This is a genomic window from Nocardia sp. alder85J (assembly GCF_020176955.2).
Lineage (GTDB): Bacteria > Actinomycetota > Actinomycetes > Mycobacteriales > Mycobacteriaceae > Nocardia.
On sequence record NZ_JAIUCZ020000008.1, the window covers coordinates 436,835 to 456,352 of the forward strand.

The 19,518-nt window shown below is 69.3% G+C and carries 10 protein-coding genes; 9 read left to right on the forward strand and 1 reads right to left on the reverse strand.

Annotated elements, in window-relative coordinates:
• The first annotated feature begins 16 nt into the window (after nucleotides 1–16).
• From LBW94_RS30155 to LBW94_RS30195, 9 genes are all read left to right on the forward strand, one after another.
• Nucleotides 17–1,057, forward strand: coding sequence for an alpha/beta hydrolase (locus tag LBW94_RS30155; protein WP_225058083.1), 1,041 nt, complete (start codon nucleotides 17–19; stop codon nucleotides 1,055–1,057).
• Between the two features lie 363 nt (nucleotides 1,058–1,420).
• Nucleotides 1,421–2,482, forward strand: coding sequence for an alpha/beta hydrolase (locus tag LBW94_RS30160; RefSeq protein WP_225058084.1), 1,062 nt, complete (start codon nucleotides 1,421–1,423; stop codon nucleotides 2,480–2,482).
• Nucleotides 2,483–2,723: 241 nt separating this feature from the next.
• Nucleotides 2,724–4,547, forward strand: coding sequence for an alpha/beta hydrolase-fold protein (locus tag LBW94_RS30165; RefSeq protein ID WP_225058154.1), 1,824 nt, complete (start codon nucleotides 2,724–2,726; stop codon nucleotides 4,545–4,547).
• Nucleotides 4,548–4,690: 143 nt separating this feature from the next.
• On the forward strand, nucleotides 4,691–5,215 hold the full coding sequence (locus LBW94_RS30170) for a DUF732 domain-containing protein (protein ID WP_225058085.1): 525 nt from the start codon (nucleotides 4,691–4,693) through the stop codon (nucleotides 5,213–5,215).
• Nucleotides 5,212–6,210, forward strand: a complete 999-nt coding sequence (locus LBW94_RS30175; protein WP_416276977.1) for a cutinase family protein — start codon at nucleotides 5,212–5,214, stop codon at nucleotides 6,208–6,210. Before LBW94_RS30170 ends, LBW94_RS30175 begins: the two co-directional genes overlap by 4 nt.
• A 567-nt stretch (nucleotides 6,211–6,777) precedes the next feature.
• Nucleotides 6,778–8,694, forward strand: coding sequence for a long-chain-fatty-acid--AMP ligase FadD32 (fadD32, locus tag LBW94_RS30180; protein WP_225058086.1), 1,917 nt, complete (start codon nucleotides 6,778–6,780; stop codon nucleotides 8,692–8,694).
• Nucleotides 8,695–8,820: 126 nt separating this feature from the next.
• A complete protein-coding gene (gene pks13, locus LBW94_RS30185; RefSeq protein ID WP_225058087.1) occupies nucleotides 8,821–14,130 on the forward strand; it encodes a polyketide synthase Pks13 in 5,310 nt (1,769 codons plus the stop codon).
• A 21-nt stretch (nucleotides 14,131–14,151) separates the two neighbouring features.
• Complete coding sequence (locus LBW94_RS30190; protein WP_225058088.1) at nucleotides 14,152–15,696, forward strand: acyl-CoA carboxylase subunit beta; 1,545 nt, start codon at nucleotides 14,152–14,154, stop codon at nucleotides 15,694–15,696.
• An 86-nt stretch (nucleotides 15,697–15,782) separates the two neighbouring features.
• Complete coding sequence (locus LBW94_RS30195; RefSeq protein ID WP_225058089.1) at nucleotides 15,783–15,989, forward strand: DUF5988 family protein; 207 nt, start codon at nucleotides 15,783–15,785, stop codon at nucleotides 15,987–15,989.
• 88 nt (nucleotides 15,990–16,077) lie between these two features.
• Here LBW94_RS30195 and LBW94_RS30200 read toward each other — a convergent pair whose 3' ends face one another.
• The gene (locus LBW94_RS30200; protein WP_416276978.1) at nucleotides 16,078–19,473 is read right to left on the reverse strand and encodes an arabinosyltransferase domain-containing protein; all 3,396 of its coding nucleotides are present in this window, start codon (nucleotides 19,471–19,473) and stop codon (nucleotides 16,078–16,080) included.
• Nucleotides 19,474–19,518 lie beyond the last annotated feature (45 nt).

Here is a 19,518-nt window from a genome sequence, read left to right on the forward strand (position 1 = left end):
GCGAAAGGTCGAGTCGATGCGGGTTGGATGGATACGCGAAAGGGTTGCCGCCGAGGCGGAGAAGGGCCGTGGGCCCGGCGGTGGAGGTGGCGGCCGGGCCCGCCGGCTCGTCCGCGGGATCGCGGTGTTCGCGCTGGCGGTCGCCCTGCCGGCGGTCCTGGCGATCGGTGGTGCGCCGGTGACGAAGGCGGCGTACAACCAGGACGGCTTCGATTTCTGGGTGGACTCCAGCATGGGGCCGATCAAGACCCGGATCTTCCGGGCCGCCGACGGCAACACCAGCCGCGTGCTGTACGCGCTGGACGGCCTGCGCGCGCGCAACGACCTGTCGGGCTGGGAGATCGATACCGATGTCCCGCGGCTGGTCTCGCAGTACAACATCAATATCGTGATGCCGGTGGGCGGCCAGTCCAGCTTCTACACCGACTGGGTCGCGGCCAGTAACACCAACGGCCAGGAGAAGCCGTATGCCTGGGAGACCTTCCTGACCCAGGATCTGCCGACGGCGATGCGGGACCGGCTCGGATTCAGCCCGGTCGGCAACGCCATCATGGGATTGTCGATGGGTGGTTCCGCGGCGGTGACGATGGCGGCCTATCACCCGGACCAATTCAAGTACGCCGCCTCGTATTCGGGATATCTGAATCCGACCGGGCTGGGTATGCGGGAGGCGCTGCGCTTGGCCCTGCTGGACGCGGGCGGTTACAACATCGACGCGATGTGGGGCCTGCCCTGGGATCCGCGCTGGGAGCGCAACGATCCCACCCGCGAGGTCAATCTGTTGCGGGCCAACGGAACCCGGCTGTGGGTCTCCTCGGGTAACGGCATGCCCGGCCCGCGCGACCAGATCAATCAGCCGATCGATGCCTTCCATCTGGTGAATGCCCAGGTGCTGGAAACAGTCGCACTCGGAAACACCCGTGCGTTCCAGGCCAGCTGGGACGGCGCCGGGCCGGGCAACGCCAGCTTCGACTACACCCCCGTCGGCGTGCACAGTTGGCATTACTGGACGGATCAGGTCGTGAAGATGCTGCCCGATCTGAGCGAACACCTCTAGTATTCGCAGTGGGACACAACGGACAACCAGCAGTGCGACGCGCGGCGTGCCGAGTCATCACAGCGCCGCATCCCGCCGCCTGCTGGTTGTCCGCAAGTGGACAACCGAACGTGAAAAACGGGGTCGATGTAGAGGTTTCGACAACGCGACATCAACGGGCGGACGCGGTAGGGTCACTACACGATTACGAAAGGCGCACGGGCGGATTTCGGTCAGGCGGTTGATACCGTCTTGCTAACGATTGGACGGTCGAATATCGTCCAGCAAGCGCAAGTGTGACCAGTTCGTAGGTGGCAGCCGAGCTACTGCGCTAGCGGCAGCGACTACAACAGCAGACACAGCAGAAGAAAGAGAGCAGTATCCATGCGTTTCGGCAGGTCCGCCGCGCCGGCTACGGATTCGGCGCTCGCGACTGAGAGTCTCCGGTCGCGTCGGCGAGAATCTCGGTCCGGTTGGCGCACACGACTTCTCGCTGTGGGGGCCGCAGCTGTGGCAGTTCCGCTCGCGGCCGCGGCGGCGACTCCGGCGGTCGCGCTCGCGAGCCCGGTGGTCAGCCCGGTGCACCGCACTCCGGCCGGCGGCTACGACGAGCTGATGGTTCCGTCCGACATGGGCCCGGTCAAGGTTCAGGTGCAGTGGGCCAAGAACGGCGGCAGCTCGGCGCTGCTGCTGCTCGACGGCCTGCGCGCCCGCGACGACAAGAACGCCTGGTCCTTCGAGACCAACGCGCAGGACCAGTTCGCCAACGACGATGTCACCCTGGTGATGCCGGTCGGCGGTCAGTCCAGCTGGTACGCCGACTGGGCCTCGCCGAGCAACACCAACGGCCAGAAGTTCACCTACAAGTGGGAGACGTTCCTGACCCAGGAACTGCCCGCTTACCTGGCCGGCAACTACGGCGTCTCGAAGAACAACTGGGCGGTCGCCGGTCTGTCGATGAGCGGCCCGGCCGCGCTGCGGCTGGCCGCCTTCCACCGCGACCAGTTCAAGTACGTGGCCTCGTTCTCCGGCCCGCTGAACTGGAACGCGCCCGGTATGCGCGAGGCCATCCGGGTGATGATGCTCGACGCCGGCCGCTTCAACTGCGACGCGCTGGCCGCGCCGTGGAGCCCGCAGTGGCTGAAGATGGACCCGATGGTGTTCGCCCCGCAGCTGCGCGGCCTGCCCATGTTCCTCTCGGCCGCCAGCGGTCTGCCGGGTCAGTACGACCACCCGACCAATGCCGTCGGTGTGTTCAACACCGGTGACGCGATGGGCATCGAGGCCATCACGATGGTCAGCACCCGGGCCTTCCAGGCGCGGTTGAACTCGCTGCACATTCCGGCCAGCTACGATTTCCCGGCCGCCGGCACCCACTCCTGGCTGTACTGGCAGGACGAGCTGGGCAAGGCCCGCCCGGGCATTCTGGCGGCGCTCGGCGCATAAACCGCCATACGGACGAATTCCACACTGCCCCCGGCGTACTCGCCGGGGGCAGTGTCGTTTTCCACCCGGCAGCACCGGCAGTCGGAACAGTCGATCGGAACAGTTATTTCCGGGCATTGTGGTGAAATGTCCGGGAACTGTTCGAAATCAATTCTCGTACTCCGCGCGTCGCGCATGGTTACCCATCGGCATCCCGGTAGAAACAAGTGCTGTGGCAGCAGTACGAATCGGTGCAGGGGGGATGTTCCGTGGCGCTCGACGGGGCGCGGCGCTGGCCGCCGCCGCAGTGCTACCACTGACCGCCGGCCCGGCCGCGGCGCCCGCGGTCGCGCAGCAGTCCGCGATACCCGCTCCGGCCGCCGTCGTGCAGCAGGTCATCTGGCTGACCGACCGCCGGGCCGCGCTGTGGATCAATTCGCCCGCGATGGGCGCGCCGGTGCAGGTGCAACTGCTGCTCGCCCGGGACTGGAACACCCACCCGGAGGCCCGCTTCCCGGTGATGTACCTGCTCGACGGGCTGCGCGCCACCGACGACGAGAGCGGCTGGACCAAACAGGCCGGGGCGCCGGATTTCTTCGCCGACAAGAACGTCACGGTGGTGCTGCCGGTCGGCGGCGAGTCCAGCTTCTACTCCGACTGGCAGCAACCGGACAACGGCCACAACTACAAGTGGGAGACGTTCCTCACCAAGGAGTTGCCGCCGTTGCTGGAGGGCCAGTGGCGGGCCACGGATGTGCGCGGCGTGGAAGGTATTTCGATGGGCGGTACGGCCGCCATGTTCCTGGCCGGGCGCAATCCGGGCTGGGTGCGGTTCGCCTCCTCCTACTCCGGCTACCTGACCACCACCACCCTCGGTATGCCGCAGGCGATCACCTTCGCCATGCGCGACGCCGGCGGCTACGACTCCAACCTCATGTGGGGTCCGCCCACCGACGACGAATGGGCCGCCCACGATCCGTACAACCTGGCGGACAAGCTGAAGGGCACCAGCCTCTACGTCTCCGCGGGCAGCGGCACCACCGGCAACTACGACAGCCCGTCCGACATTCCGCTGGTCAGCACGAATTACACCGGGATGGGGCTGGAAATACTGTCCCGGCTGACCAGTCAGAATTTCATCGCCAAACTGGGCCAGTTGCAGATTCCGGTCACGGTGGAATACCGCGAGTCCGGCACCCACTCCTGGCCGTACTGGGATTTCGAGATGCGGCAGTCCTGGCCGCAGGCGGCGGCCGCGCTGGGCGTGCCGGACGACCGGCCGGACTGCGGCGTCGGCGGCGACATCGCCGCGGTGGCGCAGTCGACCGGCTGGCTCGGCGACTGCGTCACCGGGGAGTACCCGGTGACCGGCGGGGTGGCGCAGGACTTCCACGGCGGCCGGGTGGTCTGGTCGCCGATCACCGGCGCGCATCCGGTGGGCGGCATGATCGGCGGCATCTACGAGGGCACGGTCGGGCCGGGCGGCCCGCTGGGCCTGCCCACCGGCGAGGAGGTCGCGCTGCCCGACGGCGTGGGCCGGATGCAGGCCTTCCGCGGCGGCACCGTCTACTGGAGCCCGCGCACCGGCGCCCAGGCGGTCCGCGGGGCCATTCTGGAGGCGTGGGGCCGCGAGGGCTACGAACGTGGCCCGGCGGGCTATCCGACCGGCCCGGAGGCGCGCACACCCACCCGGGACGGCGTTGTGCAGGGCTTCGAGAACGGCCCGATCTTCTTCAGCGAGAAGTCCGGCGCGCACCGGGTGCAGGGGCTGGTGCTCGGCAAGTACGCGCAGCTGAGTTTCGAGGGCGGCCCGCTGGGGTTCCCGGTGGCCGGCGAGGAGCCGCTCAAGGACGCCGGCCGGTTCAGCCGGTTCGAGGGCGGCAACATCTACTGGAGTCCGCTGTCGGGCGCGTGGGCGGTGCGCAACGGCCCGATCATGGAGGCGTGGGGCCAGCAGGGTTTCGAGAACGGCAGGCTGGGCTATCCGATCAGTGACGAATTCCCGGTGCCCGGCGGCACCCAGCAGAACTTCCAGACCGGGTTCATCCTCGTGCACGACGGCAAGGCCGAGGTCCACGGCGTCTGACACGTTGCTCTCCGGCGGCGTCGGGGCGTGGATCCCGGTCTGAGAACTGCATGAGGTTCACCCTTGCCGGGCCCCGGCCGTGCGGGTTGCCGTTAGCCTGGGTGGCGACCTACCCACCGAAAACAGATCGAGGAACCGTATTCATGCTCCGGATTCGTGGTAAGGCAACCGCGGCGGGCGCCGCCCTGGCGCTGGCACCCGTGCTCTTCCTCACCGCCTGCGGTCACAACGACTCGACCGCCTCGAGCACGCCGACGCTGAAGACCTCGACCACGACCGCCGCACTACCCTCGGCCACCACGGCCGCCGGACAGCCCTCCACCGAGGCGCCGGCACCGCAGGCGCCCGCGCCGACCACCACGTCGGTCGTGCCGGAGCGGCCGCAGCCGGCCCAGCCGACCACCGATGCTCCGCTCGCCGGTAAGGATCAGGGCTTCCTGGACGAGCTGAACAAGCGCGGGGTGCATCCGTCCAGTCCGGACATCGCCCTCACCACGGCCCAGTACATCTGCCAGAGCAAGGCCGCGGGCGCCTCCGACCAGGAGCTGTCCACCTACGTCAACGCCATGGCCGGTTCCGACCCGTCCTTCGACGCGCAGAAGATGCCGGTCGAGCAGGCCGGGAAGATCTACATCGACGTCGCGACCGCGACCTACTGCGACAAGTGAACGCGCGTCGTCCGGGCTATCCGCCACCGCGCCGGGGACCGGGTGCGCGGCGGCGGGGCATCGGCTGCCTGATCCCGGTGGCGGTCCTGGTGCTGATCGTCGTCGTGGCGCTGCTGCTGTGGTACCTGCTGGCCGGTCGGCTGCGGCAGCCCGGCCCGACTCCGCCGGGGCCCGGACGGCCCACCAGCCAGCCCGCCACCTGCCCGGACGTGCAGTTGCTGTCGATTCCGGGCACCTGGGAGTCCCGCAGCGACGACGATCCGCGCAATCCGGCGGCCAATCCGCTGGCGCTGCTGCTCAACGTCACCAAGCCGGTGCGGGACCAGTTCCCGCAGAGCCGGGTGGACGTGTACACGGTGCCGTACGTGGCCCAGTTCTCGAATCCGGTCGCGGTGCCCCCGGATGGGCAGCAGTCCTACAACAACAGCCGTTCCGAGGGCGCCCAGCGGGCCCAGGACGAGCTGGTGCAGATGAATCGGACCTGCCCGCTGACCAGCTATGTGATCGTCGGGTTCTCGCAGGGCGCGGTGATCGCCGGTGACCTCGCCGCCTCGATCGGCGCGGATCGCGGGCCGGTACCCGCCGACCTGGTGCGGGGCGTGATGCTGATCGCCGACGGCCGTCGCACCGCCGGGCCGGGACAGGCGACCGAGGTCGGCGCCACACCGCCCGGGGTGGGTGCGGAGGTGGCGCTGAAGGGTCTCAACGTGCCGGGCATCACCATGACCGGGCCGCGCGCCGGCTTCGGCGCGATCGCGGACCGCACCTTCACCGTCTGTGCCCCGGGTGATCTGATCTGCGCCGCGCCGCAGCAGGCGCTGACGCCGCTGAACCTGATCCCGAGTGTGCTGACCCTGGCGCGGGCCAACGGCAATCCGGTGCACGCGATGTACAACACGTTCGTGGTGGACGACAAGGGCACCACCACAACCCAGTGGACGACCCTGTGGGCGGAGGGCCTGATCAACGACGCTCCCCATCCGGCGCATTCGTGACGCTCCGGCGGGCCATTCCGGATGCTCCGCAGGCTCCGCATCGGGCGGATTCACGATGCTCCGCGGGCCCATATTTCGTGACGCATCGCAACCCCGGCGGCGGCCACTCTCGTGATGCTCCATAGGCCGCCCTCCTGATCCGGTCCCGCGGCCGTTCCGGTGGTAAATTCCTCCACCACACCAGGGCAAACCGTAGGTGGATCCGAGACGAGGAGGCAGCCGGTGGTCGCTTCGCCGACAGCGAGCTGAGCTGGAACGCATCCGGCTCGTTTGTGTCCGTGGGCACATTCGCGCCGGGTCGATGCCGTCACACCGGTGACCCCTGTTGTTTTCGGAGCCGTGATCAGGAGATGATTGCACTCTCGGGAGACTCCTCCCGTCGCTGCTCTGTAACATAACCCTGGCTCGAGTACATCAAGCCGATCGGTGGTCACCCGCGCAGACCGCCACAAATAACCGCAGGCAGGCTCGGAGGTACCACTCGAGCGCCCGCAGGCATGGACAGTCGGGGCCTCACAGGCAACAGCGGCGACGACGCCGTGCTGCGTGTGCCTCGGAGGAGAAGGAATGACGGACGAGACTTTCGACGACTACCTGGACGAAACCGGGAACATCGCAATTCCCGAGGGCCGTACCCTGGTCGATTACGTCGAGAAGCACACCCGCAACGATGCGAATGATCTTGCTTATCGATACATCGACTACTCACGTGAGCGCGACGGTGAGTACCAGGATCTGACCTGGAAGCAGTTCGGCGTCCGGCTGCGCGCGGTGGCCGCCCGGCTCCAGCAGGTCACCAAACCCGGCGACCGGGTCGCGGTGCTGGCTCCGCAGGGTCTGGACTATGTGATCTCCTTCTTCGCCGCCATCTACGCCGGCTGCATCTCGGTGCCGCTGTTCGACCCGGACGAGCCCGGTCACACCGATCGGCTGCATGCCGTACTCGGCGACAGCAAGCCGTCCGCCATCCTGACGGCGAGTTCGTCGGCGGCCGGAGTGCGGCAGTTGTTCCGCTCGCTGCCCGCCCCGCAGCGGCCCCGGATCATCGCCGTCGATGCGGTGCCCGACACGCTCGGCGAGTCCTGGGTACGCCCCGACATCAAGGTCGACGATATCGCCTACCTGCAGTACACCTCGGGATCGACACGCGTTCCAGCCGGCGTCGAGATCACCCACCGGGCGGTCGGCACCAACGTGTTGCAGATGGTGCACGCGCTGGACCTCAACGAGAATTCGCGCGGCGTCACCTGGCTGCCGCTGTTCCACGACATGGGCCTGCTCTGCGTGATCGTGCCCGCGATCGGCGGCAAGTACATCACCATCATGTCGCCGAGCGCGTTCGTCCGGCGGCCCTACCGCTGGATCCACGAGCTGGCCGCGGTCTCCGACGGCGCCGGCACCTTCGCCGCCGCGCCGAACTTCGCCTTCGAGCACGCCGCCGCCCGCGGCCTGCCCCGCAACGGCGAATCGCTGGACCTGTCGAACGTCATCGGCCTGATCAACGGCTCCGAGCCGGTCACCGTCAGCTCGATGAAGAAGTTCAACGAGGCGTTCGCGCCGTACGGCCTGCCGAAGACGGCGATCAAGCCGTGCTACGGCATGGCGGAGGCCACGCTGTTCGTCTCGGCCACCCGGCACGAGGACGAGGCCAAGGTCATCTACGTCGACCGCACCGAGCTCAACGCCGGTCGGGTGGTCCGGGTCGAGCAGGGCGCGCCGAATTCGATCGCCCAGGTCAGCTGCGGCTACGTGGGTGTGTCGCAGTGGGCGGCCATCGTCGACGCGGAGTCGATCGAGGATCCGACCGGCGCCCGCGAGCTGGCCGAGGGCGAGGTCGGCGAGATCTGGTTGCACGGCAACAACATCGGCATCGGGTACTGGGGGCGCGACGAGGAGACCCGCAAGACCTTCGGCAACCTGCTGCCGAACCGGCTGACGATCGGCAGCAAGGCCACCGGCACCCCCGCCGACGGCATCTGGCTGCGCACCGGTGACTACGGCGTCTACGTCGACGGCGAGCTGTACATCACCGGCCGGGTCAAGGATCTGGTGATCGTCGACGGCCGCAACCACTACCCCCAGGATCTGGAGTACTCGGCCCAGGAGTCGAGCAAGGCGCTGCGGCCGGGCTTCATCGCGGCCTTCTCGGTTCCGGCCAATCAGCTGCCGGCCGAGGTGTTCGGGCCGGACACCGGATTGCAGTTCGACGCGGACGACTCGTCCGAGGAGCTGGTGGTGGTGGCCGAGCGCGGCCCCGGCGCCGGCAAGGCCGATCCGGAGCCGATCGCGGACGCGGTCCGCGCGGCGATCTCGCAGCGTCACGGCGTGACGGCGCGCGACATCCTGCTGGTGCCCGCGGGTTCGATCCCGCGCACCTCCAGCGGCAAGATCGCCCGCCGCGCCTGCAAGGCGGCCTATCTCGAGGGCACGCTGCGCGGCGGTTACACCCAGCAGGCCTTCCCCGATGCACCGGATGAGGACTGACCCGAATTCCCACGGTCCCGGCGGCAGCTTCTGCCGCCGGGGCTTCGGTACATTCGGCACCTGACGGCGACACCAGCTGTCAATCCCCGCCGTGCACCACCCCGACACAGGTAGCTTGAGGAATTGATGGCTGACAACGAGGGATTCCCCCAGACCGGAACCGCCGACGCGGATACCGCCGTCGGATCCACCCCGCCCGCCGCACCTCGGGCTACCGAAGGAACAGGCGGTGCCGTCGATCGGCCGGCCGCCGACCTGACGGTGGCCGAGCTGCGAGAGTGGTTGCGCCGCTGGGTCGCCGACGCGACCGGGCAGCCGATCGAGCAGATCACCGTGGATCGGCCGATGGAGGAATTCGGTCTGGCCTCGCGGGATGCGCTCGCACTCGGCGGTGACATCGAGGAGCTGACCGGCGTCACGCTCAACGCGACGATCGTGTACCAGCACCCCACCATCGCCTCGCTGGCGGAGCGGATCGTCAACGGCGAGCCGGACGTGCCGGAGGGGCTGCTCGACGAGGGCTTCTACACCGCGGTCCCGCTACCGGGCGAGGCGCACGACGTCGCGATCGTCGGCCTGTCCACCCGGTTGCCGGGCGCGGGCGACACTCCCGAGTCGACCTGGGAATTCCTGGCCGGTCGCGGCGACGGCATCCGGGAGCGGCCGGCGGGCCGGTGGTCCGAATTCACCGCCGATCCCCGGCTGGCGGCGGCGATCGACGCGGCCAACACCAAGGGCGGTTACCTCGATCAGGACGTGCTCAAGGGGTTCGACGCCGAATTCTTCGCGATGTCGCCGCTGGAGGTGGAGCGGGTCGACCCGCAGCAGCGGCTGATGATGGAGCTCACCTGGGAGGCGCTGGAGCACGCCCGCATCCCGGCGAACGAGCTCAAGGGTGAGCCGGTGGGCGTGTTCATCGGTTCGTCCACCAACGACTTCATGCTGATCGCCGCGCTCGGGCTCAGCGCCGAGCGCGATCCGAACGTGCCGGTCTCCGCCGAGGCGTACTCGCTGATGGGCAGCGCGTCCTCGATCATCCCGAACCGGGTGTCCTACTTCTACGACTTCCGCGGGCCGTCGGTCTCGGTCGACACCGCGTGCTCGTCCACGCTGGTCGCGGTGCATCAGGCGGTGCGCGCGCTGCGGACCGGCGAGGCCGACCTGGCCCTGGCCGGCGGCGTGAACATGCTGGTGGCGCCGGCGGCGACGCTCGGCTTCGAGGCCAACGGGGCGATCGCGAAGGACGGCCACGTCAAGGCGTTCTCCTCGGATGCCGACGGTTTCGTCCGTTCCGAGGGCGCCGGTCTGGTGGTGCTGAAGCGGCTGGCCGACGCCGAGCGTGACGGCGACCAGATCTACGCCGTGATCAAGGGCACCGCCGTCAACAACGACGGCCGCTCCAACGGCCTGCTCGCGCCGAATCCGGACGCCCAGGCCGAGGTGCTGCGCCGCGCCTACCGCGACGCCGGCATCGCGCCGTCGTCGGTCGACTACATCGAGGCGCACGGCACCGGCACCCTGCTCGGCGACCCGATCGAGGCCGACGCGCTGGCCCGGGTGATCGGCCGCGGCCGCGAGGCCGACAAGCCGGCGCTGCTCGGCTCGGCGAAGACCAATTTCGGCCACCTGGAGTCGGCGGCCGGTGCGGCCAGCCTGGCCAAGGTGATCATGGCGTTGCAGCACAACGTCATTCCGGCGAGCGTCAACTACGCCGGGCCCAACCCGTACATCCCGTTCGAGCAGGCCCGGCTGCGGGTCGTCGACGAGCCGACCGAATTCCCGCGCTACAGCGGCACCGCCACCATCGGCGTGTCCGGCTTCGGATTCGGTGGCACCAACGCGCATCTCGTCCTCCAGGAGTACGTCCCGCCCGCCGCGCCGGCGGAGACCGGGTTCACCGTGCCCGCCGGGCTGGCCGCGAAGGCCGAGCTCGAGGGCGATGTCGAGGACGAACTGGACGACGAGTCCACCGATGTGGTGGCCGACGCGGAAGCGATTCTCGCGCAGGCGGACAGCGCCGCGGGCCCGGAGTGGACCGCGGCCCGCGCCGCGCCGCTGCCGGTGATCCTGCCGGTCTCCGGTTATCTGCCGTCGCGCCGCCGGCGCGCCGCCGCGGACCTGGCCGACTGGCTGGAATCCGCCGAGGGCGCAGCCACGCCACTGGCCGATGTGGCCCGCACCCTGGCCAAGCGCAATCACGGCCGCTCCCGCGGCGTGGTGCTGGCCACCACGCACGAGGAGGCGGTCACCGGTCTGCGGGCCGTCGCCGCGGGCACACCGGGCCCGGGCGTCTTCACCGCCGACTCGCCGGCCGCGCACGGCCCGATGTGGGTGCTCGCCGGATTCGGCGCGCAGCACCGCAAGATGGGCAAGCAGCTCTACCACGAGAACTCGATCTTCGCCCGGACCGTCGACAAGGTCGACGAGCTGGTCGAATTCGAGACCGGCTACTCGGTCCGCGAGATGATCCTCGACGACGAGCAGGACTGGGACGTCGGCACCTCGCAGGTCGGCATCTTCACCATCCAGGTCGGCCTGGCCGAGGTGCTGCGGGCGCACGGCGCCGAGCCGGAGGCCGTGGTCGGCCACTCCATGGGTGAGGCCGCGGGCGCGTACATCTCCGGCGGCCTGAACCTGGAGGACGCGGTGCGCGTGATCAGCGCCCGGTCCCGGCTGATGGGCGAGGCCGAGCAGGCCCTCACCGACGACCAGGTCCGCAACATGGCGCTGGTGGAGTACAGCGCCGACGCCATCGCCGAGGTGCTCGCCGACTATCCGGATCTCGAGGTGGCCGTCTACGCCGCTCCGACCAACACCGTGATCGGCGGCCCGCCGGAGCAGGTGCACGCGGTCGTCGCGCGCGCCGAATCCGAGGGTAAGTTCGCCCGGGTGCTGCCGACCCGCGGCGCCGGGCACACCTCGCAGATGGATCCGCTGCTGGGCGAGCTGGCCGCCGAACTGGCCGGCATCGAGCCGACCCCGCTGCGCGTCGACCTGTACTCGACCGTGCGTCGCGATGCGGTGTACCCGGTGGGGAATCCGGCGGTCCACGACGTCGACTACTGGGTCACCAACATGCGGCATTCGGTGTACTTCACCCATGCGGTGCGGCACGCGGTCGACAACGGCCTCACCACCTATCTGGAGCTGGCGCCGAATTCGGTGGCGCTGATGCAGGTGCTCGGCACCACCTACGCCGCCGGTGTGCACAATGCGGCGCTGATCCCCACGCTGAAGCGCAAGGAGGACGAGTCGGCCGCGGTGATCGCCGCGCTGGCCCAGCTCTACGTGCAGGGACATCCGGTGGATCTGTCCTCGCTGCTGCCCGCGGGCACGTTCGCGAACGCGCCCCGCACCGCCTTCCTGCGCAAGGAGTACTGGCCGAAGGCGAACATCGCGATCGGTGGCGCGGGGACCGGCCGGGTGCCGGGCGCCCATGTGGCGCTGCCCGACGGCCGGCACGCCTGGGAGGTGTCGGCGAGCGCCGTCACCGATCTCGGCGCACTGGTGACCGCGGCCGCGGCCCAGGTGCTCGCGGACGTCGCCCTGGGCGCCTCGGTGACCCGGGCCGCCGTTCCGGCGAGCGGTACGTTGACCACCACGCTGACCCCGCATCCCGGTGGTGCCTCGGTGCAGGTGCACGCGGCCGCGGACGACGGGTTCCGGCTGCTGTTCGACGCGGTCGTCACCTCGGGTGCCGCCCTACCCGCGGTCACCGCCGCGCCGCCGGTCGAGACCGCCGCGCGCGAGACCGAGGCGGCGGCGGAGCCGGCCGTCGTGAGCTTCGGTGAGCGCTGGGATCCGCAGAGTTCGGAGACCGCCGAGGCCCGGCTGCGCTCCATCGTCGCCGAGACCATGGGGTACGCGCCCGAGGATCTGCCGATGGAGATCCCGCTCATGGAGCTGGGTCTGGACTCGCTGATGGCGATGCGGATCAAGAACCGGGTCGAGTACGAATTCGACATCCCGCAGTTGCAGATCGCGGCCGTGCGCGACGCCAGCCTCAACGAGGTTGCCAAGATGCTGCGGTACGCCATCGAGCACCGCGACGAGGTGGAGGCGCTGGCCGGGCAGCAGGCCGCCGGTGGTGGCGCCCTGACCGTCGACGAGACGGTGGTGGCCGCGGCCCGCGCGGCCATCGAGGCGGGCGAGGATCCCGCGGCCGCCGCCAAGGCCGCCGCAGGTGTCGAAACCGCCGCTCCGGCAAGTGGATCCGCGGCTGCGACCGAAACCGGTAGCGGCGCTGCCGAACCCGGTGCCGCAGCCGGAACCGCAACGGCGGCATCGGAATCCGGTGACGTCGCGGAAACCGTTGCGGCCGAAGCTGGTTCCGGTGTGCAGACCGAGGGTGGCCGGGAGGAGAACGTACCCCCGCGCGACGCGGCCGAGCGACTGACCTACGCCACCTGGGCGACAGCCACCGGCAAGTCGGCCGGCGGCATCTTCAACCTGCTGCCGGAGATCGGCGAGGAACTCGCCGGGAAGCTGGCGGACCGGCTGTCGGAGCGGGTCGGAGCCCAGGTCGATCCGGCCGAGGTACGGACGGTCCGCACCATCGAGCAGCTGTCCGACATCGTGCGCCGGTACCAGGAGGACGGCGCCGGCGTCGACGGCTTCGTCCGCACCCTGCGGGCCCATCCCGAGGGCTCGACGGCCGTGCCGGTGTTCGTGTTCCATCCCTCCGGCGGTAATACGCTGGTGTACGAGCCGCTGCTGAAGCGGCTGCCCGCCGACACCCCGATGTACGGTTTCGAGCGGGTCGAGGGTTCCATCGACGAGCGGGCGCGGCAGTACATCCCGGAGATCCGCAAGCTCCAGCCGGAGGGGCCGTACGTGCTGTACGGCTGGTCGCTGGGCGCGGTGTTCGCCCTGCAGGTCGCGCAGATCATGCGGGACGAGGGCGCGGACGTCCGATTGATCGGCCTGATCGACCTGGCGCTGCCGGTGGACAACGAGGTGAACAACCCCGAGGAGCGGGTGCGCCGGATCGAGCGGTACCAGGCCTTCGCCAAGAAGACCTACGGTTTCCAGGGCGAACTGGATCAGGAGCAGATGGAGGAGCTGGCCGGCGTCGACGACGCGGAGCAGTTCCAGATCATCTCCGAGCTCATCAAATTCGCCGGTGTGCAGATCCCGGGCGGCGTGCTGGAACACCAGCGCACCTCATGGGTGGAGAGCCGCGAGTTGCAGAAGGTGACGCCCAGCCGGTATGACGGTGACACCGTGCTGTACCTTGCTGATCGATACCACGACGGAATCATCGAGCTGGAACCGCGTTTCGCCGACCGCCGGCCCAATGGTGGCTGGGACGAGTACATCCCGAATCTGGAGATCATCCACATTCCGGGCGATCATCTCCAGATCATCGATGAACCGCGCATCGCCACGATCGGCGCCGATCTGACCGAGAAGTTGACCGAGATCCAACGCAGCTGACCGATATCCGAGGGGAGATCTGTGAGCACGACCGCCCAGAAGATCGCCGAACTGCGCAAGAAACTCGAGCTGGCGCAGGAACCGGCAGGCGAAGCGGCAGTGACGAAACGGACCCGCAAGGGCATCCCCTCGGCCCGGGACCGGATCGGCATGCTGCTCGATCCGGGTAGTTTCGTGGAACTGGGTGCGCTGGTACGCAATCCGGGCGATCCGGACGCGCTGTACGGCGACGGTGTGGTCACCGGGCACGGGCTGATCGACGGCCGCCCGGTGGCGGTGTTCTCGCACGATCAGACCGTGTACGGCGGTTCGGTGGGCGAGATGTTCGGCCGGAAGGTGGCCGCGATCTACGAGTTCGCGGCCAAGGTCGGCTGCCCGGTGGTCGGCATCAACGACTCCGGCGGTGCCCGCGTGCAGGAGGCCGTCACCTCCATGGCCTGGTACGCCGAACTGGGCCGCCGCCAGGAGCCGTTGTCGGGCATGGTGCCGCAGATCTCGATGATGCTCGGCAGCTGCGCCGGCGGCGCGGTGTACGCCCCGATCAACACCGACGTGCTGGTGGCCACCGAATCGGCCTACCTGTTCGTGGCGGGCCCGAAGGTGATCCTGGAGGCCACCGGCGAGGACGTCAGCCTGGAGGAGCTCGGCGGCGCCCACAGTCAGGCGCAGTACGGCAACATCCACCATGTCGCGAAGGATGAGCCGGCCGCCTTCGAATGGGTGCGGCAGTACCTGAGCTACTTCCCGTCCAGCTGCCAGGAGCCCGGTCCGGTGATCAATCCGGGCCTGGAGCCCGAACTCACCGCCAGCGACCGGGAACTGGACGCGATCGTGCCGGATGCCGACAACGCCGGCTACGACATGTACGACATCCTGCTGCGCATCTTCGACGACGGTGAGTTCCACGAGGTCGGCGCGCCGGCCGGGAAGAACCTGATCACCGGATTCGCGCGGGTGGACGGTCGCGCGGTGGGCGTGGTCGCCAATCAGCCGCTGGTGTACGCGGGTGCGCTGGACGCCCGCACCGCCGACAAGGCGGCGCACTTCGTCCGGATCTGCGACGCGTTCGAGATCCCGCTGGTCTTCGTGGTCGACACCCCCGGCTTCCTGCCCGGGGTGGAGCAGGAGAAGATCGGCGTCATCAAGCGCGGCGGGCGGTTCATCGCCTCCTACGTGGAGGCCACCGTGCCGAAGGTGACGGTGGTGATCCGCAAGTCGTACGGCGGCGGCTACGCCGTCATGGGCTCCAAACAGCTCGGCGCCGACGTCAATCTGGCCTGGCCGACGGCCCGCATCGCGGTGATGGGCGCGGAGAGCGCGGTCAGCCTGATCGGCGCCCGGCAGCTGGCCGCCGCGCCGGACGAGCAGCGCGAGACGATCCGCAGGCAGATGATCGACTTCTACAACGCGACCATGGCCACGCCGTGGGTGGCCGCCGAGCGCGGCTACATCGACGCGGTCATCGAGCCGGCCGCCACACGCCTGGAAATTCGCCGGGCCCTGCAACTGCTGCGCGACAAGAAGCTGGTTCGCAACCCGCGCAAACATCACCTCTTCCCGTTCTGATCGCCCGACCGGCCGGAACACGACCGCAACCATTGTCTTTGCCGGAATCCGGGGGAGCGGCCACCGCGGTATGAGAGCCTTCTGCTATGGGTAGCTCACCGAAGGCTGTACTAGAAGGCGGACCGGACGACCTGTCGCATCGGATTGTGCCGATCACTCCGCCGGGCATCGAGTTACGGGTTGCGCATCAAGGCGGCTACGAGCGGTTCAAGGCCACCCCACGCCGACAGGACACCGCCGAGGGCAGTCTGCCCGTCTACGAGTGGTTCGAGCATATCGAACACGACCACTGATTCATCCGCTCGTTCCGAGTTCCGGAGACGAAACGCGGGCGGCGCACCCTTCCGAGTGCGCCGCCCGCCCGTTCCGAAAGTCGCTCTCTCAGTACATCCGGATCTTGCCCGGTGACCAGAACCCGGACCGGGTCTGCTCGCCGGTGTCGATCTTCGCGGGCGTCGCGTTCGGGTAGTACCGGTCGTAGCGCTCCAGCGAACCCCAGTCCCGTGCCCAGTCGCCCTTCAGATAGGTCGGGACGGTCGAGGCGCCGGCCAGCATGTTGGCGAAGCCGTTGGGGCCGCCGAACTCCTCCGCCTGCCAGGTGTCGGTCGAGCTGACCGCCAGCGGACGGTCCGGCTTGATCCGGAAGTTCGGCATGTCGGCCACGCCGTCGCGGTGCAGGAACGGTTGCTGGCAGGGGAATTGCAGGCCCACCGCCCAGTCCTCCAGGACCTCCTGCTTCGTCCCGATGTAGTCGCCGAGCGTCTGCAAGGTCGGTACTCGGGGGGCAGTGAAGGCGAGCCACTGGTCGCCGATCAGCACGTTCCGGTTGGCGACGATGCGGATCGCGTCGGCGTCGGGTGCCAGCGCGTCGATCGGCACGCGCAGGTTGCGCCAGGCCGGGGCCGGGCCGATATCGCGTGGCAGCGTGCTGCCCAGCTTGGTGACGGTGCCGTCGGCATTGCGCTTGCCGTACTCCACCTCCAGATCCTGGCCGTACACCAACGCGCCCGCGGTGTCGAAGGACAGGATGCGCCCGGCGGCCGAGATCACCACCAGCGGCGACTGCGCGGAGCGCGCCGGCAGCTGGTACCAGCTGGAGGTCAGATGCGCCGGCTCCTGGATGCCGGCCTGGTAACTGCCCTGCACCGGCGTGGTCTTCGGATCCAGGCCGAACGGCAGCGCCACCGTGCTGCCGTTGACTCCGGCGTCGGCGACGCGGCCGCCGCCGGTGCCCGCGCTCTGCCCGTCCGCGACGTTCACGCCGACAGACTGCGTGGTGGTGTTGCCGGAACCCGGCTTCACCTCGACCGAATCGGCCTTCAGGGTGTCGGGCACGCCGTTCGGGTCGAAGCCGGTCGGGTTCTCGCCGCCGAGCGGGTCGCCGTTCTTCGGCGGGTGGGCCGGATCCACGATCGGGGTCAGGTTGCCGCTGTTGACATTGCCCTCGACCAGCACGTCGTTGGCGAGACCGCACGAATTGCCGCCCAGCGCATCGAAATTCGAGCGGGCCAGCGAATACGACGGGTACTGGGTGTAGGCGCCCTTGGCCAGCGACAGCACCTCGAAACCGACCATCAGCAGCGCGACGACGGTCAGCGGCACCCCGGCCGCCCACCGGAACACCGCGCCGCGCCGCGGCCGCTCACCCGGCGGGGCGATGTAGTCCTCGCGCAGCGCCTGCCAGCCCACCAGGATCAGCGCGAGCCCGAACAGCACCAGCATGATCGTGTTGGACTGATGCCCGTGCACCTGCACCGGCTTGTCGAACCACGGCACACCGTAGCTGGAGACGTACCAGTACCCGTTGATGCCGGAGAACGAGACCGCCAGCACGAACAACAGCGCCGCCAGGAAGATCGACCGGCTCTTGCGCGAGCGCAGCGTGGTCCGGCCCACCGCGACCGCGGTCGCCGCCGCCAGCGCGCCCGCGATGCCCGCGTAGGCGCCGAAGTGGTGGGTCCACTTGGTCGGGTTGAACATCATGAAGAAAATGGTTCCGGCGACCATTCCGATCAGCCGCCAGGTCGGCCCGGAGGCCAGGCCGGGCACCTGCCGCCGCCGCAGCAGCACCAGCGCGGTGGTGATCAGGCAGAGGATCATCACGAGGAAGGCGAAGCGGCGCGACAGCGAGCCGTCGACCGTCTGCACGAAGAGGTAGTAGTACCGGAGGTAGTCCTCCCACCAGGCCAGGTTCGGGCCGGTGATCTGCCGGATCCGGTCGGCCTCCTGGATATTGGCGAAGGTCTGGTCGCCGTACACGACGGTCAGCACCAGCACCCCGGCCGCGACGATCGGGGCCAGCGGTGGCAGCGTCGCACCCCACCAGCGGCTCGCGCCCCGGGCGACCAGTTCCCGGCGGTGCCGCACCACGATGCGCACCAGCGGGCGGATGGCGGCCAGCAGCGCGGCCACACACATCAGCCCGGTGGGCGCCGCGGCGAGGGTGAACGCCGCGAAGAACACCGCGATCGCGGCCGGCAGCAACCGGCTGGTGGCGATGGCCCGTTCCAGCGATACCCAGGTCAGCAGTGCGCCGAGCGCCACGATCGGCTCCGAGCGCAGGCCGTTGTCGAACGGCAGCCAGAACGCCAGGAACACCATGCCCGCGGTCCACAGCGCGACGGAGTCGCCGCGGACGATGCTCTTGCGGCCCAGCGCCCCGCGGGTGCCGCGGCCCAGCCGAGGCAGCACCTCCCGGCTGATCACCAGCCAGCACAGGATGCCGCAGAGCAGCGCCGGAATGCGCACCCACCAGCTCGCGGTGGAGAGGTTCGCGAACTCCTGGATCACGTAGTAGTACCAGCCGAACGGCGCCTCCGGCACGCCGTACCAGCGGAAGTAGTTGGCCAGATACCCCGCGTGCGGGGCGACCCGGACCATGGTCAGGATGTAGCCGTCGTCGGAGGTGTTGGCGCCGATGAAGTGCCACACCAGCAGCGTGCCGATCACCGCGCCGTCACCCCAGGTGGGCCGCAGCCAGCGGGCGGGCATGATGCGGCGGTGGCCGCGCCCGTCGGCGAGATCCAGCCGGGCCAGCGCCACCAGCGCCAGCAGGGTGCACAGCACCGCGGCGATCGTCGCGATCAGCTTCGTCACCGTCGGATGCGAGGTGAACCGGGAGTCGACGGTCATGTGGAAGGCCAGCCCCGCCGGCGCCGGCCCCTTCAGATCGGAGAAGATGCCGACCACCTGCGGCCGCAGGTCTCCGTTCAGGGCGCCCTCGACGGGCACGGTGACCTGTTCGGTGGCCCCGGCCGGCCCCCCGGCCACCGGCCGCTCGACCGTGGCCGTGAGCCCGGTGAACGCCGCCGCGGTGCGGTTGATGTCGGAGGCGATGTCGATCGACGAGCAGCGGCCGAGATCGGCGCGCTTCGCGGTCGCGACGATGGCGTTGCGGTCCACCACGTCCACCGAATCGTCGGTGACGCGCACGAACAGCGATTGCAGCGCCGACCGATCGCCCTGCGGCGGCGCGGTGTTCAGCAACAGCCCGCCCTGCTGCAACTGGGCGGCCAGCGTGCAGGGGATGCTGGCCCGCAGATCGACCGGCACCTGTGACATCAGCGGCGCCTCGACACTGCCGATGGCGCCGCCCTGCGGCCAGTTGACCTCGGCGGTGGTCTGCACCACCGGCAGGAAGGGGGTGGCGAGCGCGAACAGCGCGCCGAGCAGTCCGGCGATCGCGGCGATCCACCGCGCGGCACGGTAATCGCTCGGAGTCGGCACCGGTGGTAGCGGTGCCGGTTTCGTCAGGACTGCGGTTGCGACATCGGACACGGTTCGGAATGGTATCCGCATCGAGCCGATATCCGCCCACAGTGC